We start from the raw sequence: 18361 nt of genomic DNA, 5'->3' as shown, positions 1-18361 counted from the left end.
AATTTCACACACACGCGGCCACCGCGATGGATCGCCCACCCGATCGGTGGACACCTGAGGCCCGTTCCGCCGGGGAAGGACGCTTTCCGCCATGAGCAGTGCATCCCGTCGCCCCACTCCCCACGCCCCGGCCGTGATCGGCATCGACGTGGCGACCGCGTCCGTCCGCGTGGTGTGCGTGGACGGCCAGGGACGCGTGCTCGCCGAGGCGCGGGGCGAACTGCCGCCCCCCGTACGGACCGCCGCCGGGACGAGCGAGCAGGACGCCCGTTCATGGTGGCCCGCCGTACGCTCGGCGCTGCGCCGCACCACCGGCGTGCTGCCCCGGGGCGGCCGTGAGGTCATTGCGGTGGCCGTGTCCGCCACGTCAGGAACCATCGTGCCCACCGGGGCCGACGGCGTCCCGCTCGGCCCGGCCCTCATGTACGACGACCGGCGGGCCGCCGACGTCAACACCGAGGCGCAGCGGGCGGGCAGCGCCCGGTGGGACGCCCTCGGCCTGTCCGTGGGGCCCACCGCGGCGTTCGGCCGTGCCGTCTGGTGCCTGCGGACGTACGGCTCGGGCCTGCGCCACGTCCTGCACACCCCCGACGTCGTCGGGCGCGCGCTGACGGGTCATCCCGTCGCCACGGACTGGAGCCACGCACTCAAGTCGGGCTACGACGCCCGGGCTTCGGAGTGGGCGTACGAGGTCTTCGACGCCTTCGCCTTCCCGCTCGCGCTGCTCCCCGCCGTACGCGCCCCCGCCACGGAGGCCGGAGTCGTCGGCCCGGAGGCGGCCGAGGCCACGGGCCTGCCCGAAGGGTGCTCCGTGCGCCTCGGGATGACGGACGGCTGCGCGGGCCAGATCGCCACGGGGGCGGTCGAGCCGGGTCGCTTCGTGGGCGTGCTCGGCACCACGTACGTCCTCAAGGGGGTCTCCGCGGACCTGGTCCGCGACGCGACCGGAGCGGTCTACAGCCATCGGCACCCCGACGGCTGGTGGCTCCCCGGCGGTGCGTCCAACACCGGAGGGGAGTGCCTGGCCGACGTGGACCCGGCCCGCCTGCCCGCGCTGGACGCCGCCGCGGCGGCCCGGGGCCCCGCTTCGTACGTGCGCTACCCGCTACGCCGCGACGGGGAACGGTTCCCCTTCGTCTCCGGCGCGGCGCGCGGATTCGAGCTGGGCGGCCCCCGCGACGAGGCGGACGCCCACCGGGCCGCACTCGAAGGAGTCGCCTTCGTCGAACGCCTGGCCCTGGACCGGGTCGAGCGACTCGGCGTTCCGGTGCTCGGCCCCCTGCACGCGGCAGGCGGGGGCAGCCGCAGCACCGTGTGGACGACGATCCGGGCCACCGTCCTGGACCGCCCGGTCCGGGTCGCAGAGCGCGCGGAGACGGCCTTCGGCGCCGCACTCCTCGCCGCGACCGGCACGCTCCACGAGGACCTCGCGGCGAGCGCCGCCGCCATGGTGCGCGGCGGCGCCCTCGTCGAGCCCGCGCCGGAGGAACGCCCCGCCCTGGACGACGCCCACGGCCGCTTCGTCGCGGCGCTGCGCAAGCGGGGCTGGCTCCCCGACGACTGACGCGTCGCGCCTCGCGCGTACGCGACGGCTCACCACCGGCCGGAGCGGCACCGCCGGCCCGGGCGCCTCGGGCAGCGGCGGATCCGCCGACCGTGGCTCGTGCCCGGCGAGCAGAAGCAGGAGATCGGCTCAGCCGGCCGTTCCTGTGAAGTCGGAGGCGTGGCCGCGGGCCCACCGCACGTAGGAGCGTCCCGGTCGGCCGAGGACCTCGGCGAGGGTGAGGTAGGCGCCGTCGGAAGCGGGGTTCGCTTCGCCGGGTTCGTCGGTGACGCCCTCCACCCCGTCGTAACTGGTGAAGCCGTAAAGCCAGTCGGCGTTGTCGGCCGCGAACCCGCCCTGCTCGCGGTAGAAGCGGAGCGCCTGTTCGGGCGTCACCTCGTCGAGGGCGATGTCCTCTCCCACCGCCTCGGCGATGAGGGCGACCTGTTCGCGCTTGGTGAGCGTATCGGGGCCGATGATCGTGTCGATGCGTCCGCGGCGGTCGTGATCGAGCAGGTCGGCGACGATGACGTCCGCGATGTCCTGCTCGTGGATCGGGTCGCCGGCCTGGTCGGGGAACGGCTCGACCGCCCGCCGGCCGGAGCGGATGGACGGGCCCCAGATGAGCAGGGCGTTGGTGGCGAACTCACCGGGCCGGACGATCCATCGGCGCGCGCTGAGGCGGGGGCCGGCGCCGGGGGGCGCCCGAACGGGTCCGGGAGTGGGGGCACTTCGACGCGAGAGCGGTCTCGGAAAAAGCCGCTGCCGCACGCACCTTGCCATGCTGGTCGGACCCCTCTACGTTCACCTTTAGAAAGCGCTTGCTGTCCTGTCGCTCCCGGTAGGGAGCCCAGGACGCGGGGGCGCTGCCGCACGCACCCTGGTGGATCGAGCCGCTTCTGCGCGGGTCCGTGCGGGAGCGCTCCCATATGTCATGAGCATGCCATGACGCAGTGCGTGCTCTGTCATTCATCGCCAACCAACCGAAGACGCATGGGAGACGAACATGGGACGACCAGTCGCACGGCGGCTGCAGGCCGCCGTGGCAACCCTGGCCCTCGCGGCCGCGACCGGAGCGGTGCTGTCGGCGCCCGAGGCGGTGGCGGCGACCGGGAGCGCCACCGGCTACGCCACCCAGAACGGCGGGACCACCGGCGGTGCGGGCGGGCAGACCGTTCGCGCCACTACCGGGACCCAGATTCATGAGGCGCTGTGCGGGCGGGCCGACAGCAGCACTCCGATCGTGATCGAGGTCGAAGGCACCATCAACCACGGCAACACCACCAAGGTGTCCGGCGACAGCTGCAGCACCGCCGCCGGCGTGATCGAGCTCAAGCAGATCAGCAACGTCACGATCGTCGGCGTCGGCAGCGGGGCCGTCTTCGACCAGCTGGGCATCCACCTGCGCGAGGCCAGCAACATCATCATCCAGAACGTGACCGTCCGGAACGTCAAGAAGTCCGGCTCGCCCACCTCCAACGGCGGCGACGCCATCGGCATGGAGTCCGGCGTCCGCAACGTCTGGGTCGATCACACGACCCTGGAGGCGTCGGGCGGGGAGTCGGAGGGGTACGACGGCCTCTTCGACATGAAGGCCAACACGCAGTACGTGACCCTCTCGTACAGCATCCTGCGCAACTCCGGCCGCGGCGGCCTGGTGGGGTCCAGCGAGAGCGACCTCTCCAACGGCTTCATCACCTACCACCACAACCTGTACGAGAACATCGACTCCCGTGCCCCCCTGTTGCGCGGAGGTATCGCCCACATCTACAACAACCACTACGTGAAGCTCAACGAGTCCGGCATCAACTCCCGGGCCGGGGCCCGCGCCAAGGTGGAGAACAACTACTTCGAGGACTCCAAGGACATCCTCGGCACCTTCTACACCGACGAGGCCGGCTACTGGCAGGTCAGCGGCAACACCCTCGACAACGTCACCTGGTCCAGCCCCGGCGGCACGACCCAACCCGCAGGCCCCGACATGAAGTCCACCACTACGGTGAACATCCCCTACACCTACCGTGCCGACGCGGCCAGTTGCGTGCCGGACGTGGTGAGCCGCACGGCGGGCGCGGGCAAGGGCCTGAAGGTCTCGGACGGAAACTGCACACCGCAGACGCCCACTCCGACGCCCACCGACCCGACACCGACGCCCACCGACCCGACGCCGGGACCGACGGACCCGACTCCCGGGCCGACCGACCCCACCCCGCCCACCGGGACCAACCTCAGCATCGGAGCGGGCTCCGACGGATCCAGCAAGGCCGCCGGAACAAGCTACGGCGATCTGCGCGACGGCGACCTGAGCACCTACTGGTCGCCCGTGGGGCCCACCGGCTCCGCCTCGATCAAGTGGGGTTCCGACACGGCCGTCTCCTCGGTCCGGATCCGTGAGGCGGCGGGCTCCGCGGGCACGGTCACGACGTGGCGGCTCCTCAACGCGGACACCGGCGCCGTCCTGACCTCCGGCACCGGCGCCGGGGACATCGCCTTCCCCCGCACCTCCCTGCGGAAGATCACCTTCGAGATCACCGGCTCGACCGGCACCCCGAAGATCGCCGAGTTCGAGACCTACGCGGGCTGACCACGCAGGCCGCGCCCACCGTCCACGGCCCGCATCTCCCACGTACCCGGGAGGTGCGGGTTCCGGGCGTCCAGCCAGCGGCCCGGGGTGTGGGCGCGGGCCTCGGCCGCGCTGAGCTGGGGGCGGTTCGCGGGGACGGTGACCAGGGCGCCCGGGCCGGTGTTGCGGTGCTCGGCGAAGCGCTGGTCCTGCCACGGGAAGCCCGCGGACATGGTGGCGTACGGCGCCCTGGCGTCGATCCCCGGGCCGAGCCGGCTGTCGCGGACGGTCAGCATGGGGTGCGCGGTGAGGTCCGAGGAGGGCACCCAGGGGCGGGCGAGCTTGTAGTACGCGTCGGGGGCGGTGCTCGTGACCTGGGAGCGCACGACCAGGAAGCCGTACGGATTGGCTCCGGCGGTGCTCGGCGCGAAGACGTAGCCGTACGGGGCCGAGGCCAGGTCGGTGCGGGTGAGCGCGCGGAAGTGGCAGCGGTCGAAGACGGCGGTGGCGCGGCCGAAGACGAAGTCGACGTCCCCCTCCACGTAGCAGTCGCGGTAGTACTGGCGGGCGAACGCGGTGACGGCGAGGGAGTCGGCGTACAGGGTGTCCTGGTGGCCTAGGAACCGGCAGCCGTAGAACGCCGACCGGTCCCCCTGGACCTTGATGGCGACGGCCTGCGTGCCGGTGTACTCGGGGTTGTCGGAGCGCAGCCAGTCGTTGGCGAAGGTCAGGTCGCGGGCGGTGAACCCGGCCGCCCGGACGGTGACGGAGGCCGATCCACTGGTGCCCAGGGTTCCGGAGCCGTCGGGCCTGGGCGTGCCCGCCGCGTTGTCGTACACGAGCACGGTGTTCCGGGCGTCGCCGTCCGCACCGACCAGGGTGAGCCCTTCGTGGGCGGGGCCGATGAGCACCGTCGCGCGGTACACACCGGGGGCGATCACGAGCGTGCGTCCGGTGCCGGTCGCCGCGTCGACGGCGGACTGTACGTCGGTGTGGTCGCCGCGGCCGTGCGGGTCGACGTACAGCGTGCGGGGATCCAGCCGCCGGGTGGGCGAGCCGTAGCGCCCGAAGGGGCGGGGGCCCGCGGCCCCGGCGTGGGCGGCGGTCGCACCGAGGGCGAGGACGGCACCGGTTCCGGCGAGCAGGGCGAGGGCGGTGCGCCTGCTGGGCAGGGAAGGCCCGTTGGGCAGGGAAGGTCCACTGGACATGATGGGGCTCCTCGGGGTGGGCGGCGAAAGGCCGGAGCGGCGCTCTCCGGGGTGGTGGAAAGCATGCGGTGCCGCTCCGGCCGGTTCAGGGAGGGTCGGATGGGGGGGGAAGCAGGCCCGGAGGCGGCCCGCCCGGGGTGATGCGGTGCGTGGGCGGTCGCCTCCGGGTGTGTGCGCTCGGGGACGGGCTCTCAGCGGCCGCTCACGCTCGCCCTGCCCGCTCCGGCCTTGAGCGCCACGAGCACCGGTATGACGAGCGGGTGGTGGACGGCCGTCCGCAGGTGGGGCTTCCAACCGGCGCCCTCGGTGAGGTGCTCGCCCGGCACACCCGCGTTGTGCATGGCGACCAGGTCGGTCTTCCGCCCGCCGACGTAGTTGTTCTCCGCCGTGAGCGACGACTCCGACCACTTCTTCAGGATCGTCGCGGGGTCCACGCCCCGCGCCAGGGTGAACGCGTTGTGCTCGGCGACCAGTCGCGACTCCGCGCCGATCCCGTACGTGTACCCGTAGGCACTGCCCTTCGTCGCCACGAAGTGGTTGTTGTACGAGTCGACCTGGCCGAAGCGCACGCGCGGGGCCCGCTCCTTGACGTCCTTGAAGAGGTTGTGGTGGAGCGTGACGCGGAGCTTGCCCCGGTCGGTGGCGCCGGCGCCGTCGCTGTTGCCGATGAGCATGGTCTTGTCGTGGTCCTTGAGGACGTTCCACGAGACGGTGACCAGGTCGGCGCCGCGCACGATGTCGAAGAGGCCGTCGTGCTGCTGGTACACCTGGCCGAAGTAGTGGGGCTGGTCCGCGTCGGGGCGGTCGCCGTCGCTGAAGGTGTTGTGGTCGACCCAGACGTGGCGGGACCCGTACACGACGAGGTTGTCGTACTCGGAGTTCCAGGCGCCTTCTGCCCCGTCCGTGGGGTCCCACTGGGGGAAGCAGTCGTAGGTGTCCTCGAAGCCGATGTTACGGATGATGACGTTGGAGACGTCCCGCACCTGGAGCGAGGCCCCGATGACCTTCGGGTCCTTTCCCACCCCGACCAGGGTGGTGTTGGAGGGGACCTTGATCGTGACGGCGGCCGCTTGCAGCTTCGCGGAGGCGACGCGGGCCTCCTCCAGCGGACCCGAGGGGACCGCGTCCCGGCCCCAGACCTCGGGGTCGTAGGCGGCGAGGTACTTCTCCAGCGTGTATCCGCCGGTCTGATACTGCTCGCAGCCGATCGGCGTGCCGCTCACGTCGGAGTTGCCGTGCACGGTCCCGGAGATCCTGATGATCTTCGGGGCGTCGCCCGCCTCCGCGAAGGCGGCGACGAGTTCGGCCCGGTCGGTCACCGTGTAGACGTGGTCGGGGGTGGCGTTCGCGCCACCCGTGGTGGAGCCCTCGGCGGCGGCCCAGCCGTCTCCGGCGGGCAGTACGGCGCGCTCGACGCCGGGGCCGGCGTGGCGCGGGTGCGCGGTGGCCTGGGCCGGGGTGCAGAGAGCGAGGGCCAGGGAGGTGCAGCCCAGGGTCACGGCGATGGCGCGGGTATGACGCTTGCGTGCGGGCATGGCGAATCCTTCTGTGTCGTAGGCGGAGGGGAGAGTCTTCGGCAGAGGGGAAAGGACGAGGGGAAGAGCGTCAGGCCGGTGTCAGGCGGGCCCGGACCAGGTGATCCACTCCGCCGGGACCCGGTCGTCCAGGCGGCGGAGGTCGCGCGGGGCGAGCACGCCCTCGCCGAGCAGCGCCCGTGCGGTCAGCCGGGCCACCTCGATGGCGCCCACCGGCCTGAAGTGGGTGTTGTCCTGGGCGCCGTCGGGGTAGTTGGGCGAGTCACCGGGATCCAGCCACAGGAAGCACGCCTCGGTACCGTCCGGACCCAGCTCCTGCCAGCGGGCGAGGGAGAGCGACTGGACGTCGACCAGCGGGACGTCCTCCTCGGCGGCCAGGGCGCGCATCGCCGCCGGGTACTCGCCGAGCGTGGGCCGGGCGGTGCCGTCGGCGGCGAACCGGCGGCGCTCGACCGAGGTGACGAACACCGGCCGGGCCCGTCGTGCGCGGGCGCCCTTCACGTACCGGCGCAGGTAATCCTGATAGGTGGTGTACGGGTCTGTGCCGCGGGCCGGGTCCTCGGTCTTCTGGTCGTTGTGGCCGAACTGGATGAGGACGAGATCGCCGGGTTGGACACCGGCCAGGAGCGCGTTGAGGCGGCCCTCGTCGAAAAAGCTCTTCGAACTGCGGCCGTTCACCGCGTGGTTGGCGACTCGGAGCCGATCGGCGAGAAAGAAGGGGAGCGCCATGCCCCAGCCCGTCTCGGGCGCGGCGTCGGAGTGTTTCGCGGCGGCCGTGGAGTCACCGGCGATGTGGATCGTACGGGGCCGGGGTCTGCCGCCCTCACCCCCGCCCCCGCCGCCGTGTGCGAGCGCGGGGGTGGCGGTGAGGGCGAGGGCCGGGCCCAGGGGCACGGTGAGCAGTGCGGCGGCGGTCTGTCGGCGGGTGAGTGACACGGAGGGCTGCCTCTCTTGGGTGCGCGCTTGCGCGGGAGAGGGACCGGCGGCGGAGCGCGACCCGGACCGCCGCCGGCCCCGTCATCGGGGGAGGGACGGAGGAGGAGGCCGGATCAGCCGTTGCCGATCTCCTTCCACTCCTTGTTGGCGGCGTTCAACTGCTCGGCCATGTCGTCGAGGAACGCCTTGGCCGTGATCTTGCCGAGCAACACCTTCTGGAACTCCGGCTCGTTGTCCGCCTTGCTGATGTTGTTCCAGTCGGGCAGGTAGTAGGGCAGATCGACGACCTTCGTGGAGCCGTCGGTCAGGGTTTGCGCGGCCAGCGCGGTCGACTCGGTCTCCTTGATCCAGGGGTCCTTCGCCGCTTCGGTGTTGGCCGGGATGGCGCCCGCCGACTTGTTCCACTTGCTGTTGGACGCGTGGGAGGCCGCGAACTCGATGAACTTCCACGCCGCGGTCTTGTTCCGGCTCGTCCGGAAGAGTCCGAGGCCGTCCACGGGGTTGGAGACCTGCACCCGGGTGCCGCCGTCCCCGATGGGCGCGGGTATGCCCGCGAACTTGTCCTCACCGAGAGCCTTCAGATGGTCCTGGTAGGAGCCCAGGTTGTGGCTCAGCATGCCGATCGTGCCGGTGTCCCACTGGGCCACCATCTTGGTGAAGTCATTGTTGACGTCGGCTGCGGGCGTGGTCTTCTTGAAGAGCCCGGCGTACTTCTCCAGAGCGGCGACGTTCTTCGGGTCGTTGAGCGTCGTCTTGTCACCGTCCCAGAACTCGGTGATGCCGGACTGCCCGTAGACGGAGTCCAGGGCCTGCGCGATGGAGCCGGCGCCGCCGCGGATCGTGTAGCCGAACTTGTTGTTCTTCGCGTCGGTCAGCTTCTCGGCCGCCGTGTAGAAATTCGCCCAGGTGTCGGGGGCCTTCAGACCGGCCTGCTCGAACAGGTCGGTGCGGTACCAGAGCACGCCGTTGTTCGCGGAGGTCGGTACGGAGTAGACGTCGTCGCCCCGGCCGGCCGCCGCGCGGACGCTCTCGACCATGGACTCGACCAGTTTGCCCTTCAGCGCGGACTTCTCCAGCCGGTCGTTGACCGGCTCCAGGGCTTCCTGGGAGACCATGTTGGCCAGATAGGCCGTGCCGACGCCACCGACGTCCGGCAGCCCGCCGCCCGCGATCGCGGTGTCGTACTTGGACTGGACGTCGGCGATCGGGATCGGGACGTACTTGACCTCGATGTCCGGGTGCTGCTTCTCGAAGTCCTTGATGATCTCGGTCCAGACGGCGGTGCGCGGACCGCCGTTGTTGTCCCAGAAGGTGATCTCGCCCTTTCCGCTGCCCTCCGTGCCGGAGCCGCTGCCGTCGTCGCCGCACGCGGTCGCCGTCAGCGCGAGCACCGCCGCGATGGAGACCGTGGCCGCGGTACGTCCCCGCTGGGTCTTCGAAATGGTCATCGTCGGCTCTTCTCTGTCTGGTGATGCGGGTGTGATGGGTGTGATGGGTGTGATGGAGATGGATCCGTACTCGTGTACTTCTGCGGGGGGTGGGTGCCGGTGACGCGGAATGCGGTGAAGCGGGCCGTTCCGGCGGGGACCGTCCCTGCCGGCGCGGTGGCGAAGAGCCCGAGGAGGGCCCCGACCCAGCGCCAGGGGGTGGCGGCGAAGACCTGGCCCGAGGGCCGGAACCCGTCGCCGGTGTCGGCGGAGAAGCGGCAGCGGGCCCCCGCCGCGACCTCGACGCGCAGCCTGGCCCGTCCGCCGGGGGACGCACGGGACCCGGCCGCGTCCCGTTCGTGTGTGGCGACGCCCTCGGCGAAGCGGTGGACGAGCCGCACAGTGCCGTCCGCGGCGACCGCGAGCCCGATCCAGTCGAAGGCGTCGCCCACCACGGCGAGTCCGGCCTTGGCGCCCGGTTCGCCGCTGTCCAGTGCGAGATCCACGTCGACGGTGAACGCTTCGGCGGGCAGCCGCTGGACCAGAATGTTGGGCAGCAGCCGCAGGTCGTGCTCGTACGCGGTCCGTACGCAGGTCAGCCGCAACCCGGCCCCGCTGTGCCGGGTGGTCCAGCCGGGGCGCGGGTTGGCCGTCCACTGCCACTGGGCCCCGGGGCGGCCGTGGGGGAAGTCGTCGTCGACGGCGGGTGCCGCCACCGGCTGGGCGGGGGCGACGGGTTTGGTGTGCCGGGGCACGGGCTCGCCCCCGTCGCCGATGACGGGCCACCCTTCGGCGTCCCAGCGCATCGGCTGGAGGTGGACGACCCGCCCGTACGCTCCCCGGGCCTGGAAGTGCAGGAACCAGTCCTCACCCGCGGAGGTGTGCACCCAGCCGCCCTGATGGGGGCCGTTGACGTCGGTGCGGCCCTGGGCGAGGACGACGCGTTCCTCGTACGGGCCGAAGAAGTCCCGGGAACGGAAGGCGCCCTGCCAGCCGGTCTCCACGCCGCCGGCCGGTGCGAAGATCCAGAAATAGCCGTCGCGCCGGTAGAGCTTGGGGCCTTCGAGGGTGAACCAGCCCGGAATCCGGTCGGCGTCCACCAGCGTCGATCCCGCGTCGAGGAGTTCGCGGCCGTCGGGGCTCATCCTGTGGCCGGTGAGCCGGTTCTTGACGCCGGAGCGGGACCTGGCCCAGGCGTGGACGAGATAGGCCTCGCCGGTCTCCTCGTCCCACAGCGGGCAGGCGTCGATGAACCCCTTGCCCGCCTTGAGCAGATGCGGGGCGCTCCAAGGGCCCTCGACGCGGGGTGCGCTGATCTGCTGGACACCGTGGTCGGGGTCGCCCCAGAAGATCCAGAAGCGTCCGCCGTGGTGGCGCAGCGAGGGGGCCCAGACCCCGCGGTCGTGGCGGGGAGCGGCGAACTCGGCGGCGGGTTCGAGGCGGTCCAGCGCGTGTCCGACGGCGGTCCAGTTGACCAGGTCGCGGGAGTGCAGGAGCGGCAGCCCGGGGGACCGGCCGAAGCTGGACGCGGTGAGGTAGTAGTCGTCACCGACGCGGACGACGTCGGGGTCGGACCAGTCGGCGTTGAGGACCGGGTTGCGGTACGTCCCGTCACCGAGGTCGGAGCTCCAGGGCGGGCTCACCGGGCCACCGCCTCGCGCGCGTACCGGGCGGCGGTCTCCCGGTCGGGCCTGCCGTCCACGACGACGGTGATGATCCGGCGCACGACCGACGCTCCGGCGGCTACGGGCAGCCGCTCGTGCGCCGCCAGGCTGGAGCCGACGCCCGGGTACTCGGAGGTCCTCACGAACCATGGGTCGCGCCGGGTCTCCTCGGTCGCCCCCACGAACACGAGCGTCCAGCCGTCCCCGGAGAGCGCCAGCCAGTCGGCGGTGCGGCCGTGAACCGCGCTCTCGCCCTCGTGCGCGCCGCTGAACACGGTGGGCGGTTCGGCCTCCTTGGGGGCGCGCCAGAAGAAGCCGCCGTACCCGGCGCCCGGCCGGCCGTTGGTCGCGGGGCTGCCGATGGAGAGATCCGTGCCCCCGGGGTTGGTGAGCACGAAGGAGAAGTCCAGCTCCCAGGCGGTGCCGGAGATCCGGGTGGCCGACAGGGTGCGGTGCTCACGCAGGAGCTCGACGCCGGCCGCTTCCCAGCCGAGCTCCTGCGTGAAGCCGTTCGGGCTGCGGTGCGGGCGGGCCAGGTGGCGTTGGACGCCGTGGTTGTCGAGTGCGGTGGGCCCCCGGCCCCGTACGAAGGTGCGCCCGCCCCAGAAGTTGTACCCGGCGACGTCGGGGACGGCGACGGAGACGCCCAGGTGGTGGAGGTGGTCGGTGGGACGCTCCTCGGTGACGGCGATCCCGCCGAGCGTGGTGACGGGGTGCAGGCGGGGGCGGCCGTCCGCGCCCGGCGCGTAGCCGTAGTGGGCGACGGTGTCGGAGCCGCAGGCAAGGGTGGCCGGCAGGTCGGGGAACGGGTCGGTGGCGTGCTGGGTCATGAGGCGGCCGCCTCGCCCACCCGGGCCCAGGGGGCGCCCAGTTCGGAGAAGAGGCTGAGGGACTCGGCCCCGGCGGCGACCAGGGAGTCGATGCCCGGCACGACCCGCCTCGGCCCGCCGCCCGGCCCGTCGTACCGGGTCTCCCAGGCACGGTCGGGCAGCGGGGCGGGCTCGGGGGCGCTGCGTACGGCCTCGACGACGCGCATGAACGCCCCCGTGGACGCGGGCGGAACCAGCAGCGGTGTGCCGTGCTCCAGGTGGTCGAGGAGGTTCTCCAGGAGATCGGTCCGCCCGTGGACGGTCTCCTCGGGGCCCCGTCCTGCGCGCTGCACCAGGACGCGGTCCTGCTTGTACCAGAAGGTGATCCGTCCCTTCTCACCGTGCACGATGACGTACGGCTCCCCGGCCCGTTCGGCGCACAGGGTGACGGCGACGGTGACACTCGGCCCGCCGGCGGTGGTGACGCGGACGCTGCTGGTGTCGTCCGCCTCGATGGCGTGCGCCCGGTACAGCTCCGTCTCGATGGAGGTGACCTCCTCGGACCTGCCCCGGCAGGCCAGTTCGAGCGCGGTGGCCACGGCGTGCGCCAGGGGATTGGTGAGGACGCCGTCGACCACGTCGGTGGTGCCGATCCTGCGCCGCCCGGCCCAGGGCGCCCGCCGGAAGTAGGCGTCGTCCCGGACCCACGCCCCGGCGGCCCCGAAGCCGGTGACGGTCCCGATGGCTCCGGTGGCCACCAGCTCGCGGATGGCGGGCAGGGCGTGCGACCCGAAGGACTGGAACCCCACCTGGCAGGCGATGCCCGCTCGTTCGACGCCTTCGGCCATCCGCGCGTAGTCGGCCCAGCCGGCGGCGGGCGGCTTCTCCAGCAGCAGGTGGACGCCCCGGGCTGCGGCGGCGAGGGCCAGCTCGGTGTGGGTCTGGATGGGGGTGCAGATGATGGCCGCCCGCGCTCCGGTGCCGTCCAGAAGCGCGCCGAAGTCGTCGGACTGCTCGGGCGACTCGCCGGCGCCGAAGCCGGAGGCGGCGAGTTCACCGGCGGTCAGCGGCTCCAGCTCGCAGATGCCGGCCAGCCTGACCCGGCCCTGGTGCTGGAGCCGGCGCACATTGGCGAGGTGCCACCGGCCGTGGCCCCGGGCGCCGGCCAGGACGACGGGCACGGGGGCGGGCACCGGGGCGGTCGGGACGACGGGCACGCGGGCGGCCGGGGCCGCGGTGGGGGCGGTCTCTTCCCTCATCCCTTCACCGCGCCGGCGCTGAAGCCCGTGACGAGCCACTTCTGGATGAAGGCGAAGACGATCACCACGGGAACGGCCGCGATGACACCGCCCGCCGCGAGCGCGCCCAGGTCGACGCTGTCCGCGCCGATCAGGGTGTTGAGACCGACCGGGATCGTCTGCTTGTCCTGCTCGCTCAGGAATATCAGGGCGAAGAGGAAGTGGTTCCAGCTGTGCACGAACGCGAAGGAGCCGACGGCGATCAGCCCGGGGCGCAGGAGCGGCAGGACGACGGTGCGGAAGGCGGTGAAGCGCGAGCAGCCGTCGACCCAGGCGGCCTCCTCCAGGGAGACGGGGACGTTCTTGATGAAACCGCTGATCAGGATGATCGACAGCGGGAGCTGGAACACCGTCTCCGCGATGACGACGCTCCAGAGCGAATTGATCATCTGGAGGTTCCGGAAGATCTCGAAAAGGGGTACGAGCATCAGGGCGCCCGGGATGAACTGCGAACAGAGCAACGCGAGCATGAACGCGCCCTTGATCTTGAAGTCGAACCGGGCCAGGGCGTAGCCGCCGGCCAGGGCGACCAGGGTCGTGGCGACGAGCGTCGCGACGCCGACGATCATGCTGTTCTGGAAGAAGACGGCGAAGCTCCGCTCGTTCCAGACCTTGTCGAAGTGCGCTCCGGTCATCGGCCAGGGCACCAACGAGGTGGAGCCGGCGGGCCGTACGGCGAAGAGCAGCATCCAGTAGAACGGGATGAGGGTGAAGAGCAGGTAGAGGCCGAGCGGCAGATAGATCTGCCAGCGCGGCACGTCGTCGAAGGCGCGCTCCCGCCCGGGGCGACGGCGCGGGGAGGACGGCGGGGAGCCGGGAGCGGAGGACCGCCGAGCGGTTCCGTTCTTCTCGGTGAGCAGGGCGGTCACGTGCGGTCGCCTCCGAACTTGCTCAGGCGCAGATAGACGATCGAACAGAAGAGGAGGATCACGAAGGCGACGGTGGTGAGCGCGGAGGCGTACCCGAAGTCGTGGCCCTCGATGCCGGTGTTGGCCACGTAGAGCGGCAGGGTGGTGGTCTCCCCCGCGGGCCCTCCGCCGGTGAGGGTGTAGAGCAGGTCGACGTTGTTGAACTCCCAGACACCGCGCAGCAGGGTGGCGAGGATGATCGCGTCCCGCAGGTGGGGCAGCGTGATGTGGAAGAACTGCCGCAGCCGGCCCGCGCCGTCGACCGAGGCCGCCTCGTACAACTCCTTCGAGACGGACTGGAGGTCGGCGAGGATGAGAATCGCGAAGAAGGGGACGCCGCGCCAGAGTTCGGTGACGGTGGCCGCCCAGAAGACGGTTCCGGTGTCCGAGAGCACCGACGTGCCGTACTCGCCGATCCCGGCGTCCGCGAGGTAGCGGCTGAACCCCGTCGAGGAGTTGTAGAGCAGGATCCAGATCGTGCTGGTCAGCACACCGGAGACGGCCCAGGGGGAGAAGACCATGGCCCGGGAGATGCCGCGCCCGATGAACGTCTGGTTGACGATCAGGGCGAGCGCCAGGCCGAGGAGCAGCTGGAGCGTGACCTGGGTGACGACCCACTGGGCACTGAACCCGAGCGTCGGCCAGAACTGGTCGTCCTCGGTGAACATGCGCCGGAAGTTGTCGAGCCCGGCGAAGCCGTTCCGCCACGGCTTGGTGACGTTGTAGTTCTGCAGGCTGTAGTAGAAGACGCTGAGCACCGGGTAGGCGATGAAGCCCAGCATCAGGAGGCCCGCCGGCGCGATCAGTAGATACGGCAGGCGGCGGGGGCTTGCCCGGCGGCGCCGGGTCTCTTTGGGCGGCGGTGTGGCCACGGCTGCGGTTGGGGCCATGACGCGTCTCCGATCTCTGGGAGGTGCTGGATGCGCTGGACGTTCGGGCCTGCTGGCCACTGGTGGTGAAAGCGCTTGCTATGAAGAGCTGGAGCGACCCGGGGGAAGTGAGGTGCAGAGGGGGCCCCGGCTCCGCCCGCGTACGGTCACTGACCCGCGTACGGTCGCGGGGCCCGTACAGTCACAGGGCCCGGTTCAACCCGCGTACGGGTCGGGCACCTCTCCCTGCCGGGCCAGGAACGCGAAGTCGCATCCGGTGTCGGCCTGGGTGATCTGGTCCTGGTACAGCGCCCCGTAGCCCCGCCCGTAGCGGGCCGGCGGCGGGGACCAGGCGGCCCTGCGCCGCTCCAGTTCCTCGTCGTCGACGTCGAGCCGCAGGAGCCGGGCCTCGACGTCGAGGGTGATGAGGTCGCCGGTGCGGACCAGGGCGAGCGGACCGCCGACGAACGACTCGGGCGCGATGTGCAGCACACACGCCCCGTAACTGGTGCCGCTCATCCGCGCGTCGGAGATCCGCACCATGTCCCGTACACCTTGCTTCAGCAGGTAGTCGGGGATCGGCAGCATGCCGTACTCGGGCATGCCGGGGCCGCCCTGGGGCCCGGCGTTGCGCAGCACGAGCACATGGTCCGGAGTGAGGCCGAGGGCCGGGTCGTTGATCGTGCGCTGGAGCTCCCGGTAGTCGTCGAAGACGACGGCGGGCCCGGTGTGGCGCAGCAGACGCGGCTCGGCGGCGATGTGCTTGATGACGGCCCCGTCGGGACAGAGGTTGCCGCGCAGCACCGCCACCCCGCCTTCCCCGGCCAGCGGGTCGGAGCGCTCGCGGATGACGTCGCTGTTGTGCACGGGGGCCCCGTCGAGCTGCTCGCGCAGGGTGGTGTGCGCGACCGTGGGCCGGTCCAGATGCAGTACGTCGGTGAGGCGCCCCAGAAAGCCGGGCAGGCCGCCGGCGAAGTGGAAGTCCTCCATCAAGTACCGCCCGCCGGGACGGAGGTCGGCGAGGACGGGCACCGTACGGGCGATCCGGTCGAAGTCGTCCAGGGTGAGCTTCACGCCGGACCGGCCCGCCATCGCGATCAGATGGATCACGGCGTTGGTGGAGCCGCCGAGCGCGAGAACCGTGGCGACGGCGTCCTCGTACGCCTCCGGCGTCAGGATCTGCGACAGCGTCACCTGCCGCATGACGAGGTCGACGATGCGCAGCCCCGAGGCCGCGGCCATCCGCTCGTGCCCCGAGTCGACGGCGGGTATGGACGAGGCGCCCGGCAGGGTGACGCCCAGCACCTCGGCGGCGGCCGTCAGGGTGGAGGCGGTGCCCATCGTCATGCAGTGGCCGGGGGAGCGGGCGAGACCGTTCTCCAGCTCGGCCATCTCGCAGTCGCCGATGTTCCCGGCCCGCCGCTCGTCCCAGTACTTCCACATGTCCGTGCCGGAGCCCAGCACTTCGTTGCGCCAGTGCCCGGGCAGCATCGGCCCGGCGGGCACGAAGACGGTCGGCAGGTCCACGGAGGCGGCGCCCATCAGCAGCGCGGGCGTCGACTTGTCGCAGCCGCCAAGCAGCACGGCCCCGTCGACGGGGTAGGAGCGCAGCAGCTCCTCGGTCTCCATCGCCAGCAGGTTGCGGTAGAGCATCGGGGTCGGCTTCTGGAAGGTCTCCGAGAGGGTGGAGACCGGGAACTCCAGCGGGAACCCGCCCGCCTGCCAGACCCCCCGCTTGACCGCCTGTGCCCGTTCGCGCAGGTGGGTGTGGCACGGGTTGATGTCGGACCAGGTGTTGAGCACCGCGATGACCGGCTTGCCGAGGTGCTCCTCGGGGAGGTAGCCGAGCTGACGGGTGCGGGCCCGGTGGCTGAAGGACCGCAGCCCGTCGGTGCCGAACCATCGGTGGCTGCGCAGCTCTTCGGGCGCGATACGGCCGGTTGCCGGGCCCCGGGTGGACGTGTCGGTCACAGCGCCCACTCGGCTGTCAGTCCGGCGACCTCGGCGCGCCGGGCCTCGGGCAGGACCCGGCTCGGAGCGCGTACATCGCGGCGGCAGAGCCCCAGCGCGGACAGGGCCTCCTTCACGACGGTGACGTTGTCGGCGGACTGCTCCGCGGCGCGGAGCTCCTCGAAGCGGCGGATACGCTCCCAGACCTTCATTGCCGCCACGTAGTCCCCGGCCCGCAGTGCCTCCAGCATGTCGAGGGAGACGGCCGGGGCGACGTTGACGAGACCGGAGGTGAAGCCGGTGGCGCCGGTGGCGAAGTAGGAGGGGGCGTACAGCTCCGCGAGGCCGGCGATCCAGACGAACCGTTCCAGGCCGGCGTCCCGGGCGAAGGCGCCGAAGAGGGCCGCGTCGGGGACCGCGTACTTCACACCGATGACGTTGGGGCAGGCGTCGGCGAGTTCGGCGAGCCGCTCGCCGGCCAGCCGCGGACTGCGGATGTAGGGGACGACGCCGAGCTGCGGCACGGCCTCGGCGATCGACCGGTGGTAGTCGACCCACCCGTCCTGCGCGATGTACGGGTGCACCGGCTGGTGCACCATCACCATGTCCGCACCGGCCTCGGCGGCGTGCTCGGCCGCGGCCACCGCGGTCGGCACGTCGTGACCGACGCCCACCAGGACGGTGGCGCGCCCCGCGGCCTCCTCGACGGTCAGCTCGGTGACGAGGCGCCGCTCGTCGGGGGTGAGGGCGTAGAACTCCCCGGTGTTGCCGTTCGGGGTGACCGTGCGGACGCCGCCGTCGAGCAGCCTGCGCATCAGGACGCGGTGGGTCGCGGTGTCGATACTCCCGTCCTCGGCGAACGGCGTCACCGGGATCGCCACGACGTCTGCGAGGGCCGCCTTGAGCGGTGAGTGGTCCATGCGGACTGGCCTTTCTTCGAGGTGCTGGTGGAGCGTGTCCAGCGGGCGGTTCACGCGGCGTCGCCCCCGTCTTCGTCGTCGGGGAAGGCGCGGCGCACGAACGATGCGATGTGGTGGTGCAGGGCCCCGGCGGCGGCCTCCGCGTCATCGGCGAGGGCGAGCCGCAGGATCTCGCGGTGCTCGGCCGCTTCGCGCTCCCAGGACGGGACGGCCGACCAGGCCACGGTCGACACGAGCGCCGCCTGGTCGCGGACCTCGTCGAGCATCCGGGAGAGCAGCGGGTTGCCGCAGGGCAGGTACAGGGCCCGGTGGAAGTCGCGGTTGGCCAGCGACCTGTCCGCCGTGTCGGCCGCCGAGTCGGCACGTTCCAGGGCCTCTTGGGCCGCCTCCAGCGAGGCGCCCCGGGTGATGGAGCGGCGCAGCGCCTCCGGCTCCAACAGAAGGCGCACGTCGTACACCTCCCTGGCCATGGTCGCGTCGACGAGCCGCACGGTGACGCCCTTGTACTGGCTCATCACCACGAGTCCCGTGCCCGCGAGCGTCTTGAGCGCCTCGCGGACGGGAGTCTTCGACACCCCGAACTGTGCGGCGAGTTCGGTCTCGACCAGCGCCTGTCCCGGTCTCAACTGCGCGGTGAGGATGGCGTGCTTGATGGCCTCCAGCACGTACTGGGTCCGGGACGGGATCGGGGCAGGGGCGAAGGTCATGGGTGACGGGCTCTCACATCTCGC

Annotated in this window: 15 protein-coding genes; 2 read left to right on the top strand and 13 right to left on the bottom strand. The window is 71.8% G+C overall.

Translation table 11 applies throughout. From position 1 onward, the window contains the following. Positions 1-91 precede the first annotated feature (91 nt). Positions 92-1564, top strand: coding sequence for an FGGY-family carbohydrate kinase (locus N7925_RS00425; RefSeq protein WP_265597479.1), 1473 nt, complete (start codon positions 92-94; stop codon positions 1562-1564). A gap of 129 nt (positions 1565-1693) precedes the next feature. Here the strand turns inward: N7925_RS00425 and N7925_RS00420 are convergent, their stop codons facing one another. Then, positions 1694-2326, bottom strand: a complete 633-nt coding sequence (locus N7925_RS00420) for a hypothetical protein (RefSeq protein WP_265597478.1) — start codon at positions 2324-2326, stop codon at positions 1694-1696. Positions 2327-2549: 223 nt separating this feature from the next. Between N7925_RS00420 and N7925_RS00415 the strand changes: the two genes are divergently transcribed. Beyond that, positions 2550-4127 (top strand): pectate lyase family protein, encoded by a 1578-nt coding sequence (locus N7925_RS00415; RefSeq protein WP_265597477.1) that lies wholly within the window; start codon positions 2550-2552, stop codon positions 4125-4127. Here N7925_RS00415 and N7925_RS00410 read toward each other — a convergent pair. The 12 genes from N7925_RS00410 to N7925_RS00355 all read right to left on the bottom strand — a co-directional run bounded on the left by N7925_RS00410 (position 4115) and on the right by N7925_RS00355 (position 18337). Beyond that, entirely contained in the window at positions 4115-5278 is a 1164-nt protein-coding gene (locus N7925_RS00410; RefSeq protein ID WP_265603707.1) for a pectinesterase family protein, read from the bottom strand. The two genes, N7925_RS00415 and N7925_RS00410, sit on opposite strands and share 13 nt — an antisense overlap. 227 nt (positions 5279-5505) lie before the next feature. Next, a complete protein-coding gene (locus tag N7925_RS00405; protein WP_265597476.1) occupies positions 5506-6849 on the bottom strand; it encodes a pectate lyase family protein in 1344 nt (447 codons plus the stop codon). 81 nt (positions 6850-6930) lie between these two features. Further along, positions 6931-7785: a rhamnogalacturonan acetylesterase gene (locus N7925_RS00400; protein ID WP_274342658.1), complete on the bottom strand. Its 855-nt coding sequence runs from the start codon at positions 7783-7785 to the stop codon at positions 6931-6933. A 113-nt stretch (positions 7786-7898) separates the two neighbouring features. Next, the gene (locus N7925_RS00395; RefSeq protein WP_265597474.1) at positions 7899-9233 is read right to left on the bottom strand and encodes an ABC transporter substrate-binding protein; all 1335 of its coding nucleotides are present in this window, start codon (positions 9231-9233) and stop codon (positions 7899-7901) included. Continuing rightward, entirely contained in the window at positions 9230-10855 is a 1626-nt protein-coding gene (locus N7925_RS00390) for a glycoside hydrolase family 43 protein (protein WP_274342657.1), read from the bottom strand. The genes N7925_RS00395 and N7925_RS00390 overlap by 4 nt, the downstream gene beginning before the upstream one ends. After that, on the bottom strand, positions 10852-11706 hold the full coding sequence (locus N7925_RS00385; RefSeq protein WP_274342656.1) for a PmoA family protein: 855 nt from the start codon (positions 11704-11706) through the stop codon (positions 10852-10854). Before N7925_RS00385 ends, N7925_RS00390 begins: the two co-directional genes overlap by 4 nt. Then, on the bottom strand, positions 11703-12944 hold the full coding sequence (locus tag N7925_RS00380) for a Gfo/Idh/MocA family protein (protein WP_274342655.1): 1242 nt from the start codon (positions 12942-12944) through the stop codon (positions 11703-11705). Before N7925_RS00380 ends, N7925_RS00385 begins: the two co-directional genes overlap by 4 nt. Then, positions 12941-13852: a carbohydrate ABC transporter permease gene (locus tag N7925_RS00375; protein WP_265597470.1), complete on the bottom strand. Its 912-nt coding sequence runs from the start codon at positions 13850-13852 to the stop codon at positions 12941-12943. Before N7925_RS00375 ends, N7925_RS00380 begins: the two co-directional genes overlap by 4 nt. Then, positions 13849-14781: a carbohydrate ABC transporter permease gene (locus N7925_RS00370; RefSeq protein ID WP_265597469.1), complete on the bottom strand. Its 933-nt coding sequence runs from the start codon at positions 14779-14781 to the stop codon at positions 13849-13851. The genes N7925_RS00375 and N7925_RS00370 overlap by 4 nt, the downstream gene beginning before the upstream one ends. Before the next feature lie 195 nt (positions 14782-14976). Further along, a complete protein-coding gene (gene araD / locus N7925_RS00365) occupies positions 14977-16731 on the bottom strand; it encodes an L-arabinonate dehydratase (RefSeq protein ID WP_265597468.1) in 1755 nt (584 codons plus the stop codon). After that, the gene (locus N7925_RS00360; protein WP_274342654.1) at positions 16728-17630 is read right to left on the bottom strand and encodes a dihydrodipicolinate synthase family protein; all 903 of its coding nucleotides are present in this window, start codon (positions 17628-17630) and stop codon (positions 16728-16730) included. The genes araD and N7925_RS00360 overlap by 4 nt, the downstream gene beginning before the upstream one ends. A gap of 50 nt (positions 17631-17680) precedes the next feature. Further along, complete coding sequence (locus tag N7925_RS00355; protein ID WP_018960934.1) at positions 17681-18337, bottom strand: GntR family transcriptional regulator; 657 nt, start codon at positions 18335-18337, stop codon at positions 17681-17683. Between the last annotated feature and the right edge of the window lie 24 nt (positions 18338-18361).

This window comes from Streptomyces sp. CA-278952, assembly GCF_028747205.1.
Lineage (GTDB): Bacteria > Actinomycetota > Actinomycetes > Streptomycetales > Streptomycetaceae > Streptomyces.
This window is presented reverse-complemented; position numbering and strand designations above follow the sequence as displayed.